Source organism: Paenibacillus sp. JT31N17, from assembly GCF_056269255.1.
This window is the reverse complement of sequence record NZ_JBWDNP010000020.1, coordinates 43,624-67,224: the sequence shown is the minus strand read 5'-3', so window position 1 is coordinate 67,224 and position 23,601 is coordinate 43,624. Positions and strand designations below refer to the sequence as shown.

At 51.9% G+C, this 23,601-nt stretch carries 17 protein-coding genes; 13 read left to right on the top strand and 4 right to left on the bottom strand.

Annotated features, from left to right (window positions below):
- Window positions 1-2: 2 nt before the first annotated feature.
- Window positions 3-1,199, bottom strand: a complete 1,197-nt coding sequence (locus AC0YOB_RS34365) for an MFS transporter (RefSeq protein WP_475796610.1) — start codon at window positions 1,197-1,199, stop codon at window positions 3-5.
- A 216-nt stretch (window positions 1,200-1,415) separates the two neighbouring features.
- Here AC0YOB_RS34365 and AC0YOB_RS34360 point away from each other — a divergent pair, with 216 nt between their 5' ends.
- The 4 genes from AC0YOB_RS34360 to AC0YOB_RS34345 all read left to right on the top strand — a co-directional run bounded on the left by AC0YOB_RS34360 (window position 1,416) and on the right by AC0YOB_RS34345 (window position 5,414).
- Complete coding sequence (locus AC0YOB_RS34360) at window positions 1,416-2,084, top strand: TetR/AcrR family transcriptional regulator (RefSeq protein ID WP_475796609.1); 669 nt, start codon at window positions 1,416-1,418, stop codon at window positions 2,082-2,084.
- Window positions 2,085-2,178: 94 nt separating this feature from the next.
- Complete coding sequence (locus AC0YOB_RS34355; protein WP_475796608.1) at window positions 2,179-2,535, top strand: hypothetical protein; 357 nt, start codon at window positions 2,179-2,181, stop codon at window positions 2,533-2,535.
- A 26-nt stretch (window positions 2,536-2,561) separates the two neighbouring features.
- Entirely contained in the window at window positions 2,562-4,694 is a 2,133-nt protein-coding gene (secD, locus tag AC0YOB_RS34350) for a protein translocase subunit SecD (RefSeq protein ID WP_475796607.1), read from the top strand.
- A gap of 207 nt (window positions 4,695-4,901) precedes the next feature.
- Complete coding sequence (locus AC0YOB_RS34345; RefSeq protein ID WP_475796606.1) at window positions 4,902-5,414, top strand: CBO0543 family protein; 513 nt, start codon at window positions 4,902-4,904, stop codon at window positions 5,412-5,414.
- 263 nt (window positions 5,415-5,677) lie between these two features.
- Here AC0YOB_RS34345 and AC0YOB_RS34340 read toward each other — a convergent pair whose 3' ends face one another.
- The gene (locus tag AC0YOB_RS34340) at window positions 5,678-6,550 is read right to left on the bottom strand and encodes an aldo/keto reductase (protein WP_475796605.1); all 873 of its coding nucleotides are present in this window, start codon (window positions 6,548-6,550) and stop codon (window positions 5,678-5,680) included.
- A gap of 169 nt (window positions 6,551-6,719) precedes the next feature.
- Between AC0YOB_RS34340 and AC0YOB_RS34335 the strand changes: the two genes are divergently transcribed.
- From AC0YOB_RS34335 to AC0YOB_RS34325, 3 genes are all read left to right on the top strand, one after another.
- Window positions 6,720-7,991 carry an ATP-binding protein gene (locus AC0YOB_RS34335; RefSeq protein WP_475796604.1) on the top strand — a complete coding sequence of 424 codons (1,272 nt, stop codon included), beginning with the start codon at window positions 6,720-6,722 and terminating at the stop codon, window positions 7,989-7,991.
- A gap of 216 nt (window positions 7,992-8,207) precedes the next feature.
- Window positions 8,208-10,322 carry an alpha-galactosidase gene (locus tag AC0YOB_RS34330; protein ID WP_475796603.1) on the top strand — a complete coding sequence of 705 codons (2,115 nt, stop codon included), beginning with the start codon at window positions 8,208-8,210 and terminating at the stop codon, window positions 10,320-10,322.
- 640 nt (window positions 10,323-10,962) lie between these two features.
- Window positions 10,963-11,865 carry a DUF4380 domain-containing protein gene (locus AC0YOB_RS34325; RefSeq protein WP_475796602.1) on the top strand — a complete coding sequence of 301 codons (903 nt, stop codon included), beginning with the start codon at window positions 10,963-10,965 and terminating at the stop codon, window positions 11,863-11,865.
- Window positions 11,866-11,869: 4 nt separating this feature from the next.
- On the opposite strand, the gene AC0YOB_RS34320 is transcribed toward AC0YOB_RS34325, so the two are convergent.
- Window positions 11,870-12,751, bottom strand: a complete 882-nt coding sequence (locus tag AC0YOB_RS34320) for a helix-turn-helix domain-containing protein (protein ID WP_475786824.1) — start codon at window positions 12,749-12,751, stop codon at window positions 11,870-11,872.
- Between the two features lie 472 nt (window positions 12,752-13,223).
- On the opposite strand from AC0YOB_RS34320, the gene AC0YOB_RS34315 reads away from it, so the two are divergent.
- Entirely contained in the window at window positions 13,224-14,612 is a 1,389-nt protein-coding gene (locus AC0YOB_RS34315) for a sialate O-acetylesterase (protein WP_475796601.1), read from the top strand.
- Window positions 14,613-15,055: 443 nt separating this feature from the next.
- Here the strand turns inward: AC0YOB_RS34315 and AC0YOB_RS34310 are convergent, their stop codons facing one another.
- Complete coding sequence (locus AC0YOB_RS34310; RefSeq protein ID WP_475796600.1) at window positions 15,056-15,970, bottom strand: AraC family transcriptional regulator; 915 nt, start codon at window positions 15,968-15,970, stop codon at window positions 15,056-15,058.
- Window positions 15,971-16,167: 197 nt separating this feature from the next.
- Between AC0YOB_RS34310 and AC0YOB_RS34305 the strand changes: the two genes are divergently transcribed.
- From AC0YOB_RS34305 to AC0YOB_RS34285, 5 genes are all read left to right on the top strand, one after another.
- Window positions 16,168-17,181 (top strand): aldo/keto reductase, encoded by a 1,014-nt coding sequence (locus tag AC0YOB_RS34305; RefSeq protein WP_475796599.1) that lies wholly within the window; start codon window positions 16,168-16,170, stop codon window positions 17,179-17,181.
- A 383-nt stretch (window positions 17,182-17,564) separates the two neighbouring features.
- Complete coding sequence (locus tag AC0YOB_RS34300) at window positions 17,565-19,265, top strand: sensor histidine kinase (protein ID WP_210046276.1); 1,701 nt, start codon at window positions 17,565-17,567, stop codon at window positions 19,263-19,265.
- Entirely contained in the window at window positions 19,262-20,674 is a 1,413-nt protein-coding gene (locus tag AC0YOB_RS34295; protein ID WP_475796598.1) for a response regulator transcription factor, read from the top strand. Before AC0YOB_RS34300 ends, AC0YOB_RS34295 begins: the two co-directional genes overlap by 4 nt.
- Before the next feature lie 244 nt (window positions 20,675-20,918).
- Entirely contained in the window at window positions 20,919-22,628 is a 1,710-nt protein-coding gene (locus AC0YOB_RS34290; RefSeq protein ID WP_475796597.1) for an extracellular solute-binding protein, read from the top strand.
- A gap of 77 nt (window positions 22,629-22,705) precedes the next feature.
- The gene (locus AC0YOB_RS34285) at window positions 22,706-23,596 is read left to right on the top strand and encodes an ABC transporter permease (protein ID WP_475796596.1); all 891 of its coding nucleotides are present in this window, start codon (window positions 22,706-22,708) and stop codon (window positions 23,594-23,596) included.
- Window positions 23,597-23,601: the final 5 nt, after the last annotated feature.

Below are 23,601 nucleotides of genomic sequence, written 5' to 3'. Positions count from 1 at the left end.
AATTAATTTTCTAATGAAGCTGCCGGCTGCCGGTCCCGTCTTGCTCTTACGAACAGCAGGGAAACGACCATGGATACGCCCATTGCGGCTGCCAACAGCATGAACGTTCCTCTGGTCGAAGAAAGATGGAACAGCGATTGAATGCCCTTCATGAACAGCGGACACATAAACTGGAGAAAATAATTGCAGGCCAGCAGTATGGAAAAAGCGCTCGTCATCCGCTCTTTGGGCACTATCTCGGCTGTCTTGTTGAACATCATCGGGAAGAACAATCCTTCCGCAAAGCCGATCAATAATACCGCCATCGCCGCCGCCAACACGGAATGCGCCAGGCTTTCCACCAGGAAGCCAAGCCCGAATACGACAAAAGCGAACGGAACAAGGACTCTGCCTAACAGCTGGGTCAGCGAAGTAATGGCAAGTCCGGCACCAAAGGTCCCGATTAGGGAAAGCGCGGATAAATATCCGACCGTCGATGCGGTTCCGATCCCATTCTCAGCCAGGTACAGCGACAAGCTCGTCGGAATGGTGAAGTACAGCATAATGTGTAGTCCGCTGCCCAGCGCAATGGCGTAGAAGAGACGCGGAAGCTTTACCGCAGGCCGGCCGCTGCCCTGTGCGGGCCTCTGAACCGGAGGGAATTTGGGAATGAACAGCAGCACCAGAATAAGGAGCAGAACGGCATAGGAATAGCTGAAAAAAACGCTTCTCCATCCATACGCTGCGATGAAGCCGCCGATCGTTAGGAAGATCGCGCCGCCGATTCCGTTCACCGCCGTAACCAATCCGTTCATTCTGGAACGTTCCTTGCCCTGAAAATTCTCGGCAATCAAGGCATTGAACGTCGGAGAGATCAATCCGATGCTCAGACCGAGAAGCGCCCGGAAAACCAGAATGCCGGTGATGGAATTCAGGAAGGCCGGTCCCACACCGCCAATAAGATACAGGATCAGGCCAACTATAAGGATGTTTTTCCTGGAAAACCTTCTGGATAAATAACCGGCCATGAATAAGGTCGGCAGGATAAATAAGGAAGACAACGTGACAACCCATTGAATGAGCAGCGCGCTGGTATCCGGAAAATCAACCTTGAGCAGTTTGATCGCCGGTGCCGCGAGCATGGGGGCGAACGCTGCCGTTATGGACAAGCTGAGCAAAGCCATTCGTGTGCTTAGTTTCACTTTTATCCTTCTTTCCATGATTTTGTTTTCTCATGATGCAGCCATGAACCGGGTTCCCATCATCCCGCCATGAATAATCACTCCTCGGCTTTGAACTTCGTAATGAGGATAACATCATTTTATCATAAAGTAAACAAAAAGAATCTAAATTGTCTATTATGTAATTGTTGTATATACTATAGCAGGGGATTGTGTATAATATAAGAATAGAAATCAGAGGAGGATAAAACAGATATGGATGAAACGGAAAACCATCAAAGTAAAACGAGGACCAAAATGCTGAAGAAGCTGAATGCGGTCATTGTCAAAGAGGGCTTTCAACAATTAAAAATGGATGATATTGCGAAAAGCATGGACGTAAGCCGGGCTACCATGTACAAATATTTTTCTTCCAAGGAGGAAGTCATCGAGGGTGTCGTAGGCACTTATGAGGATTATATAAACAAACTGTTGATTCCGGCTTCCGAGGCTGCGGAGCCGTCGTTCGGCACCCGGTTTCAGCAGCAGTTCGAGCAATCCGTCATGCTGGCCGGTAACATCACGGATGTGTTTCTGAAGGAGCTGCAGGCCATCTACCCCGACCTGTACGATCGTCTTAAGGATGTCATGCATCAGCGCGAACAGAAGATTCTGGAGTTTTATGAGGATGGCATGACGCAGGGGATATTTAACCGGATGAATCCGAAATTTATTTTGCTTCAGGATAATGTGCTGCTCCGGGAAATAATCGATTTCAAATACCTGCTGATCAACCAGGTGTCGCTGCAGCAGGTTCTTCATGACTACTACATGTTCAAGAAAGTTCAATTATTTCAGGCGGACAAACTGTCCATGGTGGATGATTCACAGATCGGCCCGATTATTGATTATATCGTTCAGAAGTTCAACCGTGCTTTTTTCTGACGCTTTACCAGAAGGATGAGGGGGAAATCCAAAATAGACAACCCGATATCCCCATGATATAATCCCCCTTAACCCAAATGAAGGAGGTGAGCCTATGATCAGAAAAAGATTAATGCTGTTTATTTTACTTACGGCCTTCATCGCTGCTGTCTATCTAAGTCCGCCCCGGCATGAAGCAACCGCGCATCTGGACAATTCCCCTCAGTTCGAGTGGGCAATGGATGCTTATTCCAACGGCGCCATTGAAGCGCCTGCAGTCAAGAATGTTCTCCCCCTGCTTCCAGCGTTCCCCTTCATGATCATGATGATGGCATTATTCGCTGTCTTCGCCCTCCGCATCGGTCTCAAATCCCACATACGTTCGGCAGTCCCCATTCTTCGGCTTCTCTACATCCTTAACCCCATTAAATTTAAATCCAACTATTTAGCATCCATCCCTGTTCTTCTATAACTATAGAATGAAAGGGAGTATTTGATTTGCGCAAAAATAGAAGATCGTTTGTACCGTTTGCTATGGCGGTATTGTTTTTGGTGACGTTTATGGGCTGGGCAGCTCCCAAGGCGGCGGGAAATATCAAGCTGGGTCTAGATTTGAAAGGCGGCTTCGAAATCCTGTATCAGGTCGAGCCTCTTGACGCCCATCAGAAGGTAACGAAGGAATTGCTGCTGGCAACCGAGCGCATGGTAGAGAAGCGGATCAATATCAGTAAGGTTGCCGAGCCGGAAATCACAATCGAAGGTACGGACCGCATCCGGGCCAAAATAGCCGGGGTCGCAGACCAAACGAAGCTGCGCGAGCTGATCGGCCAACCGGCCTATCTGACGTTCAAGGACGGCCAGGGCCGGATCGTACTGGATGGCAGCGACTTGGCCCCGAATGGCGCAAGCATCGGTCATGACCAGCTGAACCGTCCCGTGGTCAATGTGAAATTCAACGACCCTTCCAGGCTGAGGTCCGTAACGAAGGACAACCTGGGCAAGCCGCTGTCAATTCTATTGGATGACAAAGCCGTCTCCACGGCGGTTGTGCAAGCGGTAATCAGCGGCGGCAGCTCCTCGATTTCAAGTGAGGACCTGGAATCTGCGACAGAGCTGAAGGATCTGCTGAACGCTGGTTCCCTGCCGGCCAAGCTTATTGAGAAGCAGGTCAATTCCGTTTCGGCAAGTCTTGGGGAGGAAGCGCTGCACCGAACGTTAGTTGCGGGATATGCGGCTTCCGCGATCATCGTCATCTTCATGCTGATCGTCTACCGCCTGGCAGGTATCATTGCCAATCTTACGCTTCTGCTGTTTGCCTTTATCTGCCTCGTGCTTCTTGATTGGATGAATGCGGCGATGACGCTGTCCGGTATCGCCGGGTTCATATTGGCCGTCGGCATGGCTGTCGATGCCAATATCATTACGTACGAGAGGATCAAGGAAGAGCTAAGAGAGGGCAAAAGTATCCGCTCGGCCAGCCGCAGCGGGGCGAAATCATCGTTCGCCACCATTCTGGATTCCCACGCCACCACCTTTATCGCCGCGTTGGTTCTGATGATGATCGGCACGAATGCGGTCAAAGGGTTTGCCATCGTTCTCATGATGACAATCCTGGTGAGTCTCGTTACAAATGTATTCGGTTCCCGTCTCCTGCTGTGGCTGCTCCTGAAGGACAATGCGATTAAGCGCACCGAGTGGTTTGGGGTCCGTCTGAAACGGACGGCAGGCAGAGCGGTTAAGAAGCCGCTGCCTGATCTCGTGAAGCGAAGAAACTGGTACCTGGGCTTCTCGAGCGTGGTGCTTATTGTTGGCCTGATTGCCATATTGGGCAGAGGGCTTAATCTTGGAGTCGATTTTCAATCGGGGACGAGGCTGGATCTCTATATAGGCAGCCCCTTCCAGACAAGCGATATTGCAGCGGTTATTCACGAGGAAATCCCGTCCGCCACGATGAAGCCGGTCGTAAAATACGGAACGGACGGCCTTGGCGCAACAACCACCTTCAGCAAGCCGATTCCCGCCAGTCAGTTGAACGCGGTAGAGGACAAGCTGCAGGAAAGGTACGGCGCTCAAGTAAGCAAGCAGGAGTCCACGGTCGATCCTGTCATTGCCGCCGAGATGGTGAAGAAGGCCAGCTACGCCATATTGATAGCCTCAGCCGGTATCGTATTGTACACGGGACTTCGCTTTCACTACTTATTCGGCATTGCGTGCATTATCGCGCTCGCCCATGATATTTTGATTCCGGTCGCGTTGTTTTCCGCCCTCCGGCTTGAGATCGACCTGACCTTCATAGCGGCGGTTCTGACGATTGTCGGCTATTCGCTCAATGATACGATCGTGATTTTCGACCGGATCCGAACGAATATGAAGCAGACGAAGCTCACATCGGCCCGCGAGCTGGAGGAGCTGGTGAACAGGAGCCTGTGGCAGACGATGAGGCGTTCCCTGTATACGGTCCTGACCGTGTTCATCGCCGCTGCCGGTTTGTTATGGCTCGGCGGGGAGAGCATTCACCTGTTCTCGCTTGCGCTTCTATTCGGATTGGTGAGCGGCGCTTACTCGTCCATCTTTATTGCCGCGCAGGTCTGGCTGATCTTGTATAAACGCAGATTTCTTACAGCGGGTTAGCACTGATCCCCGCGGCGCGCGCCGCCGCGGGGTATTTTTGGAGTTTGGAATCAGGCTGCAATCCAAACCGAGGGGCTGTTTCTCTTATTGCTGCTGACACCTGTCTGGCCATTGGCAGCGAATTTTTCATACCGCCTGCAGATGACTTTTTCTTCATGCGGACTAAAAAAAAACCAGTATGGGAATGTTGATTACTGGGTGATATATATGATGCGAATCGTGTACGTTCTTGTACTTTGGATCGTGGCTTTTTACAAAAGCAATTGGAGGGATTGGAAAAAGTACCAACCCACCATTTTGTTCATGGTTGCATCAAGCTTCTTGGTTCATCTTTTAACCTATCGCTATCTGTTGTGGGACCTCAGCTCTGAATTGGGCAGCCATTTGATTAATGATTTGTTGTTGACCATTTTTGCATATCCGCCAATGGTGCTGATTTACCTGACCAACTTTCCATTCAACAAAAAAGTGATAGCCAAAGGGATGTACATTATTCTCTGGGTGTTTATATATACGGTAATGGAAGCCATTCAATATGGGCTGGAGAATATCCGGTATTATCACGGATGGAACCTCTGGAAGTCCATATTGTTTGATTTCGCGCTATTTCCGATGCTGGTCATACATCATATCAAGCCGCTGTTGGCTTACATTCTATTCCTCGTCGGAACGATCCTTTTTATATTGATGTATGGAATCCCCATTTCCTCGTTTAAATAAGGAAAGTAAGCTTGCTTTCCTGTCTGTAGTCTGTCGGAGCTATCCCTGACGGGTTTTCCGAAAACAGACAATTAATTAATCCCCCCAATTATTCATGCGTATAACAATGAATACTCTTAATCGTCAAGATGAAACCTGTTCATGCTTCAACTCCCATTATGATTTTCGCAAGCAGTCACAGTGAAGACAATAAAACCGGTATTTGCGGGCGATAGCCGCGAATACCGGTCGTTTGGAGAATATGAAATACTCTGGGCAAAATGTTACGGCTTCACAATGTCCGATAACGTATTAAACTCTTCTTCGCTCAGCGTGATAGCAGCGGCCGCAATGTTCTCCTCCACGTGCGCGACTGTCGAAGTGCCCGGAATAGGCAGCATGACAGGCGAGCGCTTCAGCAGCCAGGCCAGAGCCAGCTGGGAAGGAAGGGCATTATGCTGCTTGGCGATAGCGTCGAGCGGTCCGCCTTCTCTGGTTAATGCGCCTGTTGCCAGCGGAAACCAGGGGATGAATGCAATGTCGTTTGCCTCTGCGTAGTCCAGTACAGCCTCGGAATCCCGTTTGGCCAGGTTGTACAGATTTTGCACGGAAGCAATTTTGGCGAACTCGCTTGCTGCCTTGATCTGCTCGACACTCACTTCGCTCAGACCGATGTGGCGGATCTTGCCTTCCTGCTGCAGCAGGGCCAGCTCGCCGATTTGTTCAGCTAATGGAACCTTGGCGTCAATGCGGTGCAATTGAAACAGGTCGATCCGCTCAAGACCCAGATGGCGCAGACTCAGCTCAACCTGCTGCCGCAAATATTCGGGACGCCCTACCGGACGCCAATCGCCGGGGCCTGACCGCGTGAGGCCTGCCTTGGTAGCAATGATTACGCCGTCCGCATAAGGATGAAGGGCTTTCTTGATGAGCATTTCGGAAACGAAGGGACCGTAGGAGTCGGCTGTGTCAATGAAATTCACTCCGAGCTCCACAGCGCGCTGAAGAACGCGCACGGCTTCGGCTGGATCCTTCGGATCTCCCCATACTCCCGGGCCGGTTATCTGCATCGCTCCATACCCCAAACGGTTGACCGGCAGATCGCCTCCAATGGCATAGGTGCCGGACGCAGCAGCTGAAACATTCAGATCAGACATGAACCATCCTCCTCGATATATAAAAATAATAGTACCTATACTTGGTATAGCTTATATAGACACTTTTTGCAAATTTTTTTCGTGAAAGATCGGGGCAGAGACTCCTGATTTAAGCAAGATTTCCTGGCTGTTTATGTTACACTATTGAGTAGAAGGGGGTTGAACAGCTGTGGTAAAAATTCGAATCACATCCAGAGGCATCAAAAAAACACTGCAAAAATTTGACTATTTACAAGCGATCGCGGAATATGTCTGGAACGGATTTGACGCGAGGGCGACGATTGTCGAAATTAAAGCCGTATGGAACGCTTTGGGCGGTATGGAGAGATTGATCATTTCGGATAACGGAGAGGGCATCGACAGAACCGTTTTGGAACGGAAATTCACGCCTTTCTATGAATCCGAGAAACAAATCGATCCGAACAACAGGGTGCGGATGAGCTCTGCGATGCATGGCAAGAATGGAATCGGCCGATTGACCTTCCACAGCTTCTGCTCCCAGGCGACATGGAATACGACTTATAAAGCAGGTCCGGTCAATCAGACCTACTCTATTCATATAGCATCTGAAAGTCTGGATTCCTATACACTGACCGGCAATGCAGAGGGCAAGGCAAAAACAGGAACCTCGGTCACATTCGACCATATCCACAAGGAAATCGATTTGACGGAGTTGAAACAATTTCTGAGCAAGGAGTTCGGCTGGTTTCTTGAGCTCCATGCGGGCAAGAAGTTCGGTATCATCATGGAAACGGGCGAATACCTGGATTATTCCGGCATTATCGGTGCGAAGGAGAATATCGAGCTTGCGCATCCCGCGACCAACACCAAATTCGCCGTCAAATATATCCGCTGGACTGAGAGAATCAACAACGAATATTCCAGACTCTATTTTCTGGACTCCAGGAAGAGGGAGAAGTACAAGCAGCCCACCAGCTTCAACAATAAAGGGGACTCCTTCTATCACAGCGTCTACATCCAAAGCAAGCTGTTTGACGACTTCGACTTTATGAGCGAGGAACAATACGGGCAGCAGGAGATGGCATTTGGTTTAAGCCGCAAGAGCGAGGCCTTCCAATATCTGCTGGAGCAAATCAACCATTTGATCAGCGGAAAGCGCAAGCCGTTCCTCAAAAGCCATTCCGATCTGATCATTTCCGAACTGATCGCGTCGGACGCATTTCCCGCCTTCAAGGACACGCCGGAGGACAGCGCGCGCCAAGAGGAGCTGAAGCATGTCATTCAAGAGCTTTACCGGGTAGAACCCCGAATCTTCGCCCGCTTGAATCCGGAGCAAAAAAAGGTGATCGTCCATATGTTGAATTTGATTATGGAGACCGCAGACCGCGAGCGGTTCTATCATGTCCTGAATGACATTATTAAATTGGAAGGTCCGGAGCGGCAGGAACTGGCCGAGCTGTTGAAGTCCAATATCGGTTAATGCTGCAGGAGTCCAACAAGCAGAACCGCCCCAGGCAGATCCCGGGCGGCTCTGCTTTTATTTATTCCGGGACTTCAGCCGAGAATAATCCATCCTGAACCGAACATTGTGAATTGCCCCGGAGGCCGCTCTATTCTATGGTGTACTTGTGGGACAATGTCAGCAAGCCAAACGACAAATCTATGTCTATCATAATCCAAAATTGAGGTGAAAGTGTTGCCGATATCCGTTCATGAAGGTTTATTTGAAATTCAAACCCGGCAGACCTCCTATGTATTCGGGGTCAACGAGCAGGGAATCCTCCAGCATTTGTATTGGGGAAAGACGATTGCAGCGCAGGAATGCGCTTACCGTCTCCGTTCCAGATCGCACAGCTCGTTTGACGCTCAGGTGGAACGCGAGTACGAGGAATACAGCTTCTGGGGCGGTGTCGGTTATGTCGAGCCGACGCTGAAGGTACGGTTCTCCGATCACGTCAGAGATCTGAAAATGGTATACGAGGGATATCGCATTGTAACCGATCATGGGGTCGAGGAGCTGGTCCTGACCCTGAAGGACGCTCATTACGATTTGCTGGTCCATCTCCATTACAAGGTAATAGCGGAATGGGATATGATCGAACGCTATGCGGAAGCGGTTAATGCCGGCGATACGGAGATTGTCATCGAAAATATGCAATCGGCCGCGTGGGCGGTTCCTTATTTGCCGCAATACCGGATGACCCATGTTACCGGAAGATGGTCGGGCGAGTATCAGCTCAGAGACACCTTTCTCTCCGAAGGCAAGAAAACGATTGAATCCAGAAGGGGCTTCACGGGCCCGCATGCCAATCCATGGTTCGCTATCGACGACGGCACTGCCACAGAGACGGCAGGCAATGTCTGGTTCGGCGCGCTCGGCTGGAGCGGCAACTGGAAAATAGTCGCGGAGAAGAGCAGCTTCAATCATGTGAGGGTGACGGGCGGCATTAATGATTTTGACAGTGAATGGCTGCTTCAGCCTGGAGAGACGTTCACAGCGCCGGTGTTCGTTGGCGGGTATACGCCATCGGGCTTCGGGGAGATGAGCCGCAGCTTTCACCGGTATCAGCGGGAATATATCCTGCCTGGAGCCGCGACACGCAAGGTGCTGTACAACTCATGGGAAGCGACGACCTTCGATGTGAATGTGGAGGAGCAAATTGAGCTTGCGCAGAAAGCGGCGAAGATGGGCGTCGAGCGCTTTGTCGTGGATGACGGCTGGTTCGGCAAACGCGACAGCGACCGGGCGGGTCTGGGCGACTGGTATGTTAATCCGCAGAAGTTTCCTGAAGGGTTGGGCGCCTTGATTGAGAAGGTCAAGGAGCTGGGAATGGATTTCGGCATCTGGGTGGAGCCCGAGTCCGTCAATCCGGACAGCGAGCTGTACCGGCAGCATCCGGAGTGGGTATACCATTTTCCGACACGGACCGGCTCACAGCTTCGCAACCAGCTGCTTCTGAATATAGCCAAGCCCGAGGTGAAGCAGTTCATTATCGGTTTCATGACGGAGCTGCTCAGCTCTCATCCGATCTCCTTCATCAAATGGGATATGAACCGGACCATTACGGAGCCGGGACTTCACGGCTTCCCGGCCGGGCAGCAGAAGGAAATCTGGATCAGGCATGTGCAAAGCCTGTATGAGATCTGGGCGGAGCTGCGTGAGAAATTCCCTCATGTCGAATTTGAGACCTGCGCCGGAGGCGGGGCCCGGATTGATTTTGGCATGCTGCGATTTGCCGATCAGGCATGGCCGAGCGATAACACCGATGCGTTCGACAGGCTGAGCATTCAGGAGGGCTTCTCCTACGTCTACAGCCCGCAGGTCATGATGTGCTGGGTAACGGATTCGCCCAATGGCATGAACGGCCGCAAGCTTCCGCTCTCCTTCCGGTTCCACAGCGCCATGACAGGCTCGCTTGGCATCGGCGGCAATCTGAAGGAATGGTCGGAGGAGGAAATGGAAGAGGCCGGCGGTCATATCCAGCGGTACAAGGAGATCAGGCATCTCGTTCAAAAAGGCAGGCAGTACCGTCTGGCTTCATTACGCAAGTCCCCGCAAGCGGCTGTACAGTATGTGAACGACGACCGGACGGAAAGCATTGTTTTTGCATTTCTGCATGCTCAGAATTTCGGCGGGCGTCTTCCGGATCTGAAGCTGGATGGCCTTGCGGAGCATAAAATCTACGACATCGAGGGAATCGGCGATGAAGTCCTGCAATTGCACGGAAGCACCTTGATGAATGCGGGTCTTCCGCTTCCGCTGCGCGGCGATTTCGACAGCGTGCTGATCTCGCTGAAAGCGCGGGAGTAAGCTTATTGGAGCCGGCATGTGGTCGACCGACCGCCGTCACAAGCGAAACGCCGCGCTGGGAGCTGCGTGCAGCCCGACGGTAATGGCTGCTGCGCTCGGCACTTTCGCAAAGCGCCACTCAATGCGCACTTCGCGTATTGCATGACAAGCCGACCAGACCATATGGATTGACGTTTAGGGCTGGGAATGGCACTGCCGCTTTCATCAGTCTCCCCCTGGTGTGAGCTGATGGACTGCCCAGGTATAGAGGCAGACAAAATTATATACTGGAAGCAGGTTATTCCGTGCTGGAGCGCATAAACGATGGGTACCGGCCGCTGCAGCACGGTTTTTCCCTGTTATAGAGGAAATGGAGAGCTGGCGGGGGATGGAAGTTATCTGGAAGAAGGTTATTCCGTGTTGGAGCGCATAAACGGTGGGTACCGGCCGCTGCAGTACGGTTTTTCCCTGTTATAGAGGAAATGGGCCGCTCCCGCGCCGATCTCAGAAGAACGCCGGACTGCGGAAGGTTTTCTGCGCCGGAACAGCGAAATGTTAGAGAAGCGTATACATATGGAACGGACACCTGGAAAACACGCGGCGCATGCAGCGGCACTTATATGATTGCAGCAGCTATATCTGCAGAGAGGCGGTTCATTCCATGATTATTGTGATGGAAAGGGAAAGCATGGGTTTTCTTTCAATCTCCATTCAAACGGAGCATTATGATTTGGCGATCGTACCCGGCATCGGCGGGCGTATTATGGAATTTGGCTCGGATGGCGTCAATCTGCTCTATCAGAACGGGAGTCTGGCGGGTTACCGCCCCCGCTATGAAGCTGAGAATGCGGAAGAAATGCGTGAACTGCGCAAGAGGAGCCCGCAGCTGCTTTATGGCGGAGAGAAAACATGGCTTGCTCCCCAAAGCGACTGGGTTGGCGTCCCGTATGCGGATTTGGATCACGGCGAGTACAGCTGGGAAGTGCAGCGGAATGAACAGGCCGTCCGGATCGTTCTGACGAGCCCCATATGCCGTGAGACGCAGCTGCAAATTATCCGCACTGTCACATGCGTGAATGGCATGCCGTCGATCGGCATCGAGCAGAAGCTGATCAACCACGGAACGGTTCCGGTAACCAAAGGCTTGTGGCAGGTGACCATGCTGAATCGCAGCGGAATCGTGGATATCCCGGACGGGTTGCTGCTCGGTTCGAGGCAGCCGCTGCCCTTGTTGGATGAACACAATGCGGCAGCCGTTCATGGCACGGATGGCTGGAGGATGGTCATGGACAATGACCGGGTGTATAAGCTCGGCTTTATGACGGATGGGGGGCGGGCAGCCGCACGGCATCAGGCCGCGAACGGCAAAACATATACTTTGACCAAGACCTATGCGGTTGAGCCGGAGCAAGTTTACCCCCATAACACGGTCGTCGAAGTGTATAATGCCAGCGACTATCCATATTATGAACTCGAGATTCACAGCCCTGCGCACACCCTCCAGCCAGGGGAGAGCGCATCATTCACGATAAACTGGGAACTTGCCGTCGATACCCTGCACTGAACGCTTAGCCTTTTAGCTTGTTCCGGTATTCCGTTGGCGACAAACCGATCATTTTTTTGAACAGACGGGAGAAGTAGTAGGGGTCCTGGAAGCCAAGCGACAGGCCTATATCCTTCATGCTTCTGTCCGTCAGGTCGAGCAGCTGTCCGGCACGCTGAATCTTCATCCGCAAATAATAGTCGATCGGCGCAAAGCCGGTCGATTGTTTGAATAAATGGTTCAAATGCTGCTTGGAAATCCGGGTATGGGCAACCAATTCTTCGAGCGACAAATTGGATTCCAGCTGCTCCTTCATATATTGAATGGCCTGCTCGATATACCGCTCCGATTTTTCCTCGCCTGCCCCTGCCTTCATCAATCCGACAAAGCTGAGATAATATCTGACCGTCTGGGAAACATGGACCTGATGGTCCATGGAATACGGCTTGGATGACAGGATATCGTAGCATTGCTCGAATAAATCCAGCAGCTTGACGGAATGGCTTAGCCCAAGCCGCAGCGGCCCTGCTTCCATGCTGAAGCTGGAGAAGAAGGCCCCGGCATCCTCCCCCATCAGATGAAACCAGTAAATGCTCCATGGATTGTTTTCATCTGCACCATAGGAATGAGGCGTATCGGCAGGGATGACGGTGAGCGTCTGCTCGGTGACCCGCATCGCCTTGTGTGACCCGCTTTGGATCCATCCTTCGCCGCCCGCGCAGTAGATCAGAATATGCATGCTGCAGCCGGAGGGCCTGTCCCGGTAATGGTGCCGCGCCCGCGGGAAGTAGCCGATATCCGTTATATACAGCTGCCTGATCAAGGGATGGGCTACCATCTCTTTCAGGATATACGGGGGCAGGACAATGATTTTCTCTGCCTCAAATCCATCCGCCTTCCTCAGCATCTTAGCAGAAAGCCTCCCTTCGCTACATAAGCTTTGTTTGAATTTTACCGAATATAATCCATCATGTACAGGGCCCTGCCCTTCGCAGGCTGTTTCTTTAATCTTTAGAGAGGTTAACATTTGGTTTCACCTTTACTGATATTCCGAAATGAAGAACCTGAGTTTGCCGCTAAAGGAGGGCTTCAGCCCTTCAGGCTGTCGAGAAACTCCCTGTTTCATGCAGGGGTCTAAAGTTGCCTTGCCTTGTTAGTCGCACAAGTTGAGGCCAACGGATCGTTTAAAATATTGAAGTGTCGAAGGTTCCTCTGGACCTTCTCGATGCTCTGGACCGCTGCAGCCGTTACTTCTTGTTTTCCGCCACAGCTGGCGGAAAGCGGCAGGATTAACAAAAACCATGCGGAATATAGAACTTTAACAGTATAAGATATTGACACAGCTAATGGTTTAACAGGGGAAGGGGAGAGCTTGGAAGATGGCCATTCAATTGGAAATTTCGGGACCGAATGCCCACCGGGTATACCAGCGTGACGATCGGGACCAGGCGGATATTACTTTCTCGGTCAAGGTGCCGCAGGGAGCGGAGGGACTTGTGGAAGGCCGGATATCTGCCGGTCCATGGAGGAGTCTGGGGTCGGCCAGCCAGCCGGAATTCTCAGCTGCTCTGGAAAGGGTGCCGGCAGGCGAGCATGAGATCTATGTTCGTATCGTATCTCCCGAGACAGGAGAACTGCTCGCGGAAGGAGATGTCGGACCGGTCTATGTAGGTGATCTGTGGGTATTGGCGGGGCAATCGAATATGGAAGGCTGCGGAAGACTGATACATGTAGAGGAGCCTCAGCCGGGTGTCAGCTGTTTCTATATGGGAGACCGTTGGGATCTGGCTGTGGAGCCGCTTTGCTGGCTGCTGGAATCGCCCGACCCTGTACATTGGACGCCATTGCCTGAGGGAATGGATGTTTCCGAAGAGAAGCGCAAAGAATATATCAGGATGGCCCGCAGAGACAGAGTGCATGGAAGCGGACTTGGACTGCCGTTCGGCAAAATGATGCTGCGCCACACCGGCGTTCCCGTTGGGCTGCTCATGGTAGCGCATGGCGGAACCTCAATGAGCCAATGGGATGCCGCGCTCGCAGGCGAAGGCGGCCGTTCCTTATATGGCGCTATGCTGCGGGTCATTCGCGAGGCCGGAGGCAAGGTGCGGGGATGCCTTTGGTATCAGGGAGAGAGCGACGCTACTGAAGCGGATTCAGAGTTTTACTACGACCGGATGACGGAATGGGTGGCCAGCCTTAGACGCGATCTGGGAGATCCGGAGCTGCCGTTCATCTACGCACAGATATCTGTTGTGACCAATTGGTCCTTCGAGCAGGGATGGAACCGGGTACAGGACGATCAGGTGCGTCTTGAATCTGTACTGGGCCGCGCAGCGGTTGTTCCGACCATCGACGCTTCGCTGGCTGATTTTATTCATCCGGATGCCGCCTCCCTGCGGGATATTGGGCACCGTATGGCGTGGGCGGCTCTTCGGCTCGTTGATGGCCGGCGCCCGGCCGAACCGGGTCCACGGTTTGCGTCGGCGGATTGGAATGAGCAGCGCACGGAGCTGACCATTACGTTTAGCGGAGTCAATGGACGGCTGCAGAAGGTTGAACGCGTTTTTTCCTTCCAGCTGACAAACGGTGAAGAGCGGCTGCCGCTGGAGGGGCAATTGGATGAAGCTGCAGAGCGGGTCATCCTCCGGCTGGAGCGGCCTGCACCGGATTCCTGCCAATTATGGCATGGCCGCGGCACCAACCCTGCGGTTAATGTGCGGGATGAAAAGGGAATACCGCTGCTTGTTTTTGGGCCGCTGCCTGTCTAAATTTACGACTGTCAAGGCTACGCTTCTATCTATCCCGGCAGCCGCAGCGTCGGGCGCAACTGCTGCCGGGAATTGCATTTTGTACAAAGCGGCCGGTTGGCCGAATATCTTCCCAGGATGCGTCTTTAAGATGACATGACGGGAGTTGTTCCGCAGGCAGTCGGACCCGATATATCAAGACGGCGAAGGAAAACGGACTGCATCCGTTCCGGTACCTCAAGTATCTGTTCGGGCAATTTCCGAGAGCTTCCGGATTCCCGGGCTCCGAGCGCACTGGAACCCTATATGCCCTGCTCCTCAATTTCCTTAATCCATATGCATCATTCAGTGGCTTCCATTTGACTACGGATGGGGCTTATTTGACGTTTACCTGCTTGATCTTCTTGACTTAATCCTTGCTTAATCCGTATAGCTTCCCCTCCGAATCTTGCTGTAATAAAATCCTACTCCTCTCGCAGCCGCTTGATATCGCTGATCGGGGGGAGGCCGAACAGGCGGGCATACTCGCGGCTGAATTGGGAGGGGCTCTCGTAGCCGACTTGAAAGGAGACGTCCGCGGCGTCTGCAGATTCGGACAATAAAAGGCGGCGTGCTTCCTGCAGCTGTAATTGCTTCTGATACTGCAGCGGGCTCATGGCGGTGACCTCTTTGAAATGCCGATGCAGAGAGGAAGGCGCCATGTTGGCGATCGAGGCGAGCTCTTCGATACGCAAAGGGGCGGTGTAGTTCTGCTTGATCCGCTGCACGACGCTGGCAATCCGGTTTGAGCTGCTGCCGCTCATGGCGATCTGCTTTAGCGCACTTCCCTGCCCTCCGCGTAAGACCCGATATAAAATTTCTCGTATAATGAGCGGCGAGAGTACCGGTACATCCTCCGGATTGTCTAATAGCCGGACCAGACGGATAGCGGCATCCAAGAGGGAAGAACTTGTTTTGGCTACAAACAAAGCTCGTTGTGAATCTCCCTTGGCAGGGACCTGCTGATCCGAACCGTTCATCAATTCAAGGACATCTTTCGGGTCAAATTTGAGCTGGACGCATAAATAGGGAGCTTCCGGCGTTGCCTGAATTACTTGTGCGGAAACAGGTAGAACCAAGGATACAACCAAATAGCTGGAGGGACCATACGTATAGCTCTCGCCCCCCAGTATGACTACTTTGGTGCCTTGGGCGACGAAGCAGATGGTCGGCTCATGGACGGAGAACGAAGGAAATGTCGTAACCGAGTTGCGTATCAAGGAAAGCGACGGGATCACTGTCGGGTGAACCCCGTCCCTGTCTGTATTATTTTCGATAAGCTGGGCCAACTCTGTCAGATATGGAACCAGGGGATCTTGGTGAGCAGGTGGATTCGGCATGACTTTCCCTCCTTATTTTTTTATCGCCATTATACCCCCCTTGGGAGGAGTAACAAAGCTGATTGAGAGGATTAGGCAATGATTTGCGATCATTTGGCTATCTTCCCGCACATCAACTGACTCATAATCAAGTTGTAAGGAAGGAGGAATCTTCAATCACAGAGATTCCAGGTTCGCAAATAAAGGAGGCCAAACATATGAAATACAGAATTCTCGGGGCAACCGGCATGTCGGTTAGCGAGTTCGCTCTTGGAACGATGATGCTCGGAGCAATGGGTAACAGCGACCATGACGAATCGGTCCGCATGATCCACACGGCCATGGATGCCGGTATCAACTTTATTGACACAGCTGACGTATACTCCAAGGGCGAGTCCGAGGAGATTGTCGGCAAGGCGCTCAAGGGAAAGCGCGATAAGGTGGTGCTGGCAACGAAGTTCGGCTTACCGATGGGGCAGGATGCCAACCAGAGCGGGGGGGCGCGGCGTTGGATCATCCGCGCGGTCGAGGATAGTTTGCGGCGGCTCGGCACTGACTACATCGACCTCTACCAGATGCATCGTCCAGATCCGAATACGGACATCGGTGAGACTCTCTCAGCGCTCTCCGATCTAATTCGGTCAGGCAAGGTGCGCGCTATTGGTTCTTCCACTTTTCCGGCAGAGCAGATCGTCGAGGCACAATGGGCCGCAGATAAGCACGGACATCACCGCTTCCTCACGGAGCAGCCGAGGTACTCCATTTTCAATAGAACGAATGAATCGGCTGTGCTCCCCTCGACGCAGCGCTATGGAATGGGTGTCCTGTCCTACGGGCCGCTGGGCAGCGGCTGGTTGTCAGGACGGGTGGACCCAACTACGGGAAACCGCGCATCGCTGCAAACGCGTGCCTTCGACCTCTCGATACCGGGAAATCAAGTGAAATTGGCCGCTGTCCGGCAGCTCAATCAACTTGCTGCAGAGACGGAAATGCCGTTAGCACACCTGGCAATCGCGTTTGTCCTGTCACATCCGGCTATAACATCCGTTCTTATTGGCCCACGGACGCCAGAGCAGCTCGAGGATCTTTTGGCGGGCGCGGACGCGGTACTGAACGAGGATATCCTTGATCGGATCGACGAAATTGTTCCACCCGGCACCGATCTCAACGTAGCAGACAATACCTTCTTGATGAATCCGGCCCTAGAAGACAAGCGTCTGCGCCGCAGATAAACGAATCCTTGAGGGCATTACAACGATAGTTCAATTAACCGCCATATCATGGGCGGTTTTTTTGAGGTTAAATTCAACCAACAAACGACGATCTCGATCTGCCCGACCAGATACTTTCAGAACGATTCGAAAATGCATTCTGCATAAATTGGGAACCATCTAAGGCAGGGGCACTTCTTTAGCGGCAGACCCGGGAAACTCTCTTTTTTTATACCAGTATCACTAACGATAATTTCTATCCACGGGGGCCGGCACAACTGTAAGGATCATCCATCCCGTGTTGCGCGGTTTGTCGAATCGTGACATGATTAAGAAAAAGCGACAGAGCCAAAGCGAGGGCACAAGCCATGAAACGAACGATGAAACGTATCACCAGCGGATCCATGACGCTAAAAAAAAGAATAATCATTCTCTTCCTGATCAGCTCCCTGCTCCCCTTCATTTTTGTGTTTTTTATCTCCTACCACACGATATACTCCATTCTTACCAATAAAATTCAGGATGGCATTCAAAGCAATCTCAGACAGGTCGAATATTCCCTGGAGAATGCGATCGGGAACTTGAATTCCGTATCCGAGCAGCTCGCGTTCAAGGGAACGATCGGCAGGGAACTGGAAATTTTGTTAACCTCGGGCAATGCGTATGAGCGTTCGCAAATGACCACTCAAATCAACAGCGAGCTTAATCTGATTACCTTCACGAATACGAATGTCGGTCTCACGATGTATTACTTTCAAAAGGACGGGCTCCATCAATTTGAAACTTCTGGCGTCAAGCCGGATTTTGATCCGAAGCGTCTGCCGCTCTTGGCCGAATATTACGGCATCACCTATTACGGCCCGCATGTCAGCTACGACCGCTTTAATAATAAATATGTGCTGTCTGCTATGCGGAAGGTGGATCTGCCAAGCCGGAATGACGTTTATGTTTATATCGAGAGCAATTTTAAATTGACGGAAAGCATTTTGGATAACGGGGAAAATGCCCAGCATGCTTTTTATCTCTTTTTAGATAATAACCATAAAATTACATATAGCGAGATTCCTGAGGAATTTCCGATAAACTCTGTATTCACCAGTGATACAGCTGTCAAATCGCATGGTCTGCATAACGAGTATTATTGGTTTGATGAAACCAGCAACCAGGGCTGGAGCATCGTGTCGGTTATTTCCAATGCGGACTACAACAAAGAAATGAACAAATGGTTTCTGCAAACCATCGTTTCCTCCCTTTTCTTCCTGGGGGTCAGTGTGCTCATGGCGTGGCTGCTGTGGAAAATGGTCTATCGTCCGTTATCGAATTTCAACAAGGAAATCAAGCTGATGACGAGCAACAAGACGCCGTCTCTCCTTGTTCGGACGAGAATTCCGGAATTTGACCAGCTGCTGGATCAGTTCCGCGATATGAAGACGCAGATCTGGGATTTGTTCGTGGAGGTTCAGCAGAAGGAGAAAAGGAGAGCCGATCTGGAGGTGGAAAAGCTGCTCTATCAGATTAATCCGCATTTTCTGATGAATACTCTCGATACGGTGCACTGGCTTGCCGTTATGAACGGGCAGAATGAAATCGACCGGATTATTTCTTCCCTGAACAAGCTGCTGCATTATAATCTCGGCAAACTGGGGCAGTCCTCCACGATCCGCGATGAAGTCGATGCGCTTAAGCAGTATTTGATCCTGCAGAAAATCCGCTATGATTTTGAATTCCAGGTTGATATCGAGGTGGATCAAAGCCTGCTCGACATGCCGATACCGCGTTTCATTCTGCAGCCGCTTGTGGAAAATTCCCTCTACCATGGCTTCAGCGACAACGGGGTTATCCAGGTTCGCGTAAAGGCGCAGGAAATGATTGAGATTTCCATCCAGGACAACGGGTCGGGGATGACCCAGGAGGCCATCAACAAGCTGCTCCACAGTGAACAGATGGAACGGGAGAAGGTCGGCATGGGCATCGGCATGAATTACGTGAAGCGGATGCTTGAGGTTTATTACAACGGCAAAGCGCGGATACATATCGAGAGCGCGCCCGGACAAGGGACGAGCATATACTTGAGTTTGCCGATATTGAAGGAGGATACGCTGTGATCCGGATATTAGTCGTAGACGACGAAAAATTGGTAAGACAGGGCATTATAACATCATTGCCGTGGGCGGAGTTTGGAATGCAGGTGGTGGGTGAAGCCAAAAACGGCGAGAAGGCCATCGAATTTCTGGAGCAGAACGAGGTGGATTTGATGCTCACGGACCTCGCCATGCCCGTCATGTCGGGAATTGAGCTGATGCGGATCGTCCGCAAGCGCTATCCGAATCTGTATATTATTGTCCTGACGCTGCATCAGGATTTTGAATATATCCAGGAGGCGCTGCGGCTTGGGGCAATCGACTATATTGCCAAAGTGGAGCTGGCTCAGGACCGGTTCTCCGAGATACTGGCGCGTATTCATGCGCGGATCAAGGAGGAACAGCAGAAAGGGAAGCAGTCCGCCGCGGGTCCTGCCTCCGATGAAACCATTGGGGTGGATCAAGGGTATGCGCTGCTTTCCCCGGAGGCGCAAGCAGACCCGGCTTGGGTCCATTCGCTTTATCCGGAGCCCTCAGGCAGCAGCCCGGACGAGCAGCAGTGGATCCGGTATCCGGCCGATAAACGGGAGAATGACGCGATGTTCGCCGTATTGACGGAGGCTGTTCAGAGCCGGGAGAACTGGGTGCTTCTATGTCTGGAAGGACTGCGGGGCATCGAGAAGACGGAGGTGCAGCAGGCGCTGCTCGCATACAGGAAGCATCTCTTATTTTACGATTATCATCCGGAGGACAAGCTGATCCGGCGATCCCTTCGCGAGCTGCAGGAGAAGGAGAGGCTGCCGGACGGTTATGATCGCGAAATCGCAGAAGCAGCCGAGCAGTGGTCGGCGCTTGGCTGGATACACAATGATGAGCGGTTTGCCGTGCTTCTGGACAGGCTCAAGTCGATGAAGCTGCCTCCGTCCAGGCTCATGCTATTTCTGCGCAAGCTGACGGATGAATGGAATGAACTGTACAGCTCGGTCCTCCCGTCCGGACTGGTGCTTCCGGAGGGATTTTATTCCTGGCATGAAGCCAATGAATGGTTCCGGCAAATTCGGAAAACGATAAGTAGGACATTGGGCGCACCTCATTATTCCCAGGAGGTCCAGGATGCAGTTATGAGAGCCGTGCAATTGATTCAGGAGCAGCTGAGCGGGCAGCTGTATGCCGCCGATATCGCCAAGCGGGTCAATATGAGCCGCAGCTATTTCAGCCAATGCTTCAGGGATATTATCGGGAAGACGTTCAATGAGTACGTGCGCCAAGCCAGAGTGGACAAGGCCAAAGAGTACCTGGTGCATACGAACATGCCGATCCTGTGGGTGGCGGAAAAAACCGGCTACCTGGACGGGAAATATTTCAGCACGGTGTTCCGCGAGCAGACCGGCGAGCTGCCAAGCACCTTCCGCAAAATGCACCGCAAGGAATAGGGCAGAAAAAGATGTCGATTTCACTCCTATACCGCATATCCATCCTTCAAACCTCTACCCGGGGGGACATTTGTCCGACAAGCAGGGTAGAGGTTTGTCCGAAAAGGGTGAAAAATGGCATCCGGCAGGGAGGAAAACCGTTCATTTCTCCCCCTTATCACAAAACCGCTCCCTGTCTAAAATGGGGCTTTGGATGTGCTACATTTATCATGCAAGTTGACGACTACTCGGAAAGAAGGGGAGCATGTTGAGAAACAAAAGAAAAGGCATGGCAACGCTGACGCTGCTTTTGGCATTTGTACTGGTCATCAGCGCCTGCAGCCAATCGAATTCGAACACATCTTCGAACAACGGGGACAATCAGTCGGGAAATGCGCCGGCTGCACCGGCAGATCCATTCGGTAAATACACAGAGCCGGTCACCCTGGCCGTCGGACAAAAGGTAGATCCGGCCGACAAATCGCTGCCAGCCGGCGACACGCCGGATAATAACCAGTTCACCCGATACATCAAGGACAACTTGAATATCGATGTCTCCAATGCCTTCACGGCATCTCCAACCAACTATGATCAGAAAGTCAGCCTTTCCATCTCAAGCAACGACCTGCCGGATGCCATGGTGGTCAATGCCCAGCAAATGCGCCTTATGTACGATAACGGTCAGCTGGCTGACTTGACGGAGGCTTTTAATTCGAATGCATCGCCGGCACTGAAGCGCGTTCTGGAAGATTCGAACAAGCGCGCGATGGATACCGTTACATTTGACGGCAAAATCATGGCGCTGCCACAGGCGGAGGATGCCGGTATCCACGAGATGTGGATCCGTAAGGATTGGCTCGACAAGCTCGGCCTTGAGCCTCCCAAAACGATGGCGGATCTGGAGAAAGTGGCAGACGCTTTCACCAACCAGGACCCTGACGGCAATGGCAAGAAAGATACGATCGGCATCGCCGGACCATCCAGCAGCGGTAAAATGTATGCGAACTTCCTTGATTCAGCGAACAATCTCTACGGCTTCGATCCGATTTTCTCGGCCTATGGCGCATACCCCGGTTACTGGGTAAAAGATGCGGACGGCAATCCGGCCTATGGCTCGACGCTGCCGCAAACGAAAGAAGCGCTTGGCAAGCTTAGAGATCTGTATTCCAAAGGATTGATCGATCCGCAAATGGCGATCCGCACCGATTCCGGAGAGTCGATCGTCAGCGGTCAAACGGGTATGTTCTTCGCTCCTTGGTGGATGGGATACGGTCCGCTCACGGATGCCGTTAAACAAAATCCGAAAGCGAACTGGCAAGCTTACGCGCTGCCGCTTGATGCGCAAGGACAATTCAGCCCGCATCTGAGCGCGCCGGCCGGTCAATTCGTAGTCGTGTCCAAAGATTATAAAAATCCCGAAGCCGTCATCAAGCTGCAAAATCTGCTGCTTCGCGACGAAAGCAAATTTGATTTGACCAAAGGTTCAATCGGCTTCTACCCTGTCCGTCTTGCTCTTGGACCTTCCGATGAATCGGAATTTACCGTTCAAGCGGTACGCGATGTGCTTTCCGGAGCGAAAACGCCGGAGGACTTTGCTGACAAACCGGAGTACAAGCTGCTGCAGGGCGATTTGACGAATATCAAAAAAGTAAAAATCGAGCCTTACGACAAGATGGATATCCAATACTGGAATCCAACGGCCGATATGGGCGCCTGGACCCGTCTGTATTCGATCATGGTCGGCGTTGCGCCTAACGTGGACGTGCAGATGAACCGGGTAAGCAGTCTGCTCTACTCGCAGACGAACGCGATGGAGACCAAATGGGTCAACCTGAAGAAAATGGAAGATGAAACCTTCCTGAAAATCGTCGTCGGGGGAGCTCCGCTCGACACCTTCGATAAGTTCGTAACCGATTGGAAGAAACAAGGCGGCGATCAAATTACCGCCGAGGTTGCTGAAGCAGTCAAGGAATAAAGAGGATGACCAGGGGGGCTTGAATCACAAGCCCTCCTATATTCCCGGCCATATGAATACTTGGGGAGGGATAACCAGTGAATACCAAAGGGTTTGCCAAGCATTATTACGCTATGCTTCTGCCGGGATTTATATGGCTTGGAGTATTCAGTATTTTTCCCATGTTCGGGATTATCATCGCATTTGAGCATTATAACCCCGTCAAGGGAATGCTCGGCTCGGAATGGGTCGGACTGGAAAATTTCCGTTACATGTTTACGCTCAGCGATACCAGAAGCATCTTTTTCAACACGATTTTCATTGCTTTGATGAAGATTATCGCCAATCTGATTGTCCCGCTTGTTTTTGCCTTGCTGCTCAATGAGCTGCGCATTACCGTGCTTAAAAAATGGGTGCAGACCATTGTTTATCTGCCTCACTTTCTGTCATGGGTTATTCTTGGAGGCATTGTATTGGATTTGTTCTCCTTTGACGGTCCCATCAATGGCATATTGTCTGTCTTCGGTCTGAAAGCAACCAATTTCTTCGCCAGTGCGCCGCTGTTTCCTTTTCTCGCGGTTGGCACCGATGTATGGAAGGAATTCGGCTTCAATATGATTATTTATTTGGCTGCCCTGACCGGCATCAATCCCGCCTTGTATGAAGCGGCAGGGATCGACGGAGCGTCGCGGATGCGCCGATTGTGGCATGTGACGCTGCCGGGCATACGCACAACCGCTGCCCTGCTTGCCGTACTGGGCCTCGGGAATGTTCTGAATGCGGGCTTTGACCAAATTTTCAACTTATATAATCCCCTTGTCTATTCGTCGGGGGACATCATCGATACCTGGGTTTACCGCACAGGGCTGCTGAATTTGCAGTATGAGCTTGCGACCGCCGTAGGGCTGCTCAAATCCCTGATCGGGTTCATTCTTATTGCCATCTCGTATGTAGCGGCCTACAAGTGGGCCAATTACCGGATTTTCTAAGAGAG

Excerpts from the sequence above, each read along its gene's own strand:
- AC0YOB_RS34365 (WP_475796610.1), bottom strand. The coding sequence starts at position 1,199 with ATGGAAAGAAGGATAAAAGTGAAACTAAGCACACGAATGGCTTTGCTC.
- AC0YOB_RS34360 (WP_475796609.1), top strand. The coding sequence starts at position 1,416 with ATGGATGAAACGGAAAACCATCAAAGTAAAACGAGGACCAAAATGCTG.
- AC0YOB_RS34355 (WP_475796608.1), top strand. The coding sequence starts at position 2,179 with ATGATCAGAAAAAGATTAATGCTGTTTATTTTACTTACGGCCTTCATC.
- AC0YOB_RS34345 (WP_475796606.1), top strand. The coding sequence starts at position 4,902 with ATGATGCGAATCGTGTACGTTCTTGTACTTTGGATCGTGGCTTTTTAC.
- AC0YOB_RS34340 (WP_475796605.1), bottom strand. The coding sequence starts at position 6,550 with ATGTCTGATCTGAATGTTTCAGCTGCTGCGTCCGGCACCTATGCCATT.
- AC0YOB_RS34325 (WP_475796602.1), top strand. The coding sequence starts at position 10,963 with ATGATTATTGTGATGGAAAGGGAAAGCATGGGTTTTCTTTCAATCTCC.
- AC0YOB_RS34320 (WP_475786824.1), bottom strand. The coding sequence starts at position 12,751 with ATGCTGAGGAAGGCGGATGGATTTGAGGCAGAGAAAATCATTGTCCTG.
- AC0YOB_RS34315 (WP_475796601.1), top strand. The coding sequence starts at position 13,224 with ATGGCCATTCAATTGGAAATTTCGGGACCGAATGCCCACCGGGTATAC.
- AC0YOB_RS34310 (WP_475796600.1), bottom strand. The coding sequence starts at position 15,970 with ATGCCGAATCCACCTGCTCACCAAGATCCCCTGGTTCCATATCTGACA.
- AC0YOB_RS34305 (WP_475796599.1), top strand. The coding sequence starts at position 16,168 with ATGAAATACAGAATTCTCGGGGCAACCGGCATGTCGGTTAGCGAGTTC.
- AC0YOB_RS34300 (WP_210046276.1), top strand. The coding sequence starts at position 17,565 with ATGACGCTAAAAAAAAGAATAATCATTCTCTTCCTGATCAGCTCCCTG.
- AC0YOB_RS34290 (WP_475796597.1), top strand. The coding sequence starts at position 20,919 with ATGTTGAGAAACAAAAGAAAAGGCATGGCAACGCTGACGCTGCTTTTG.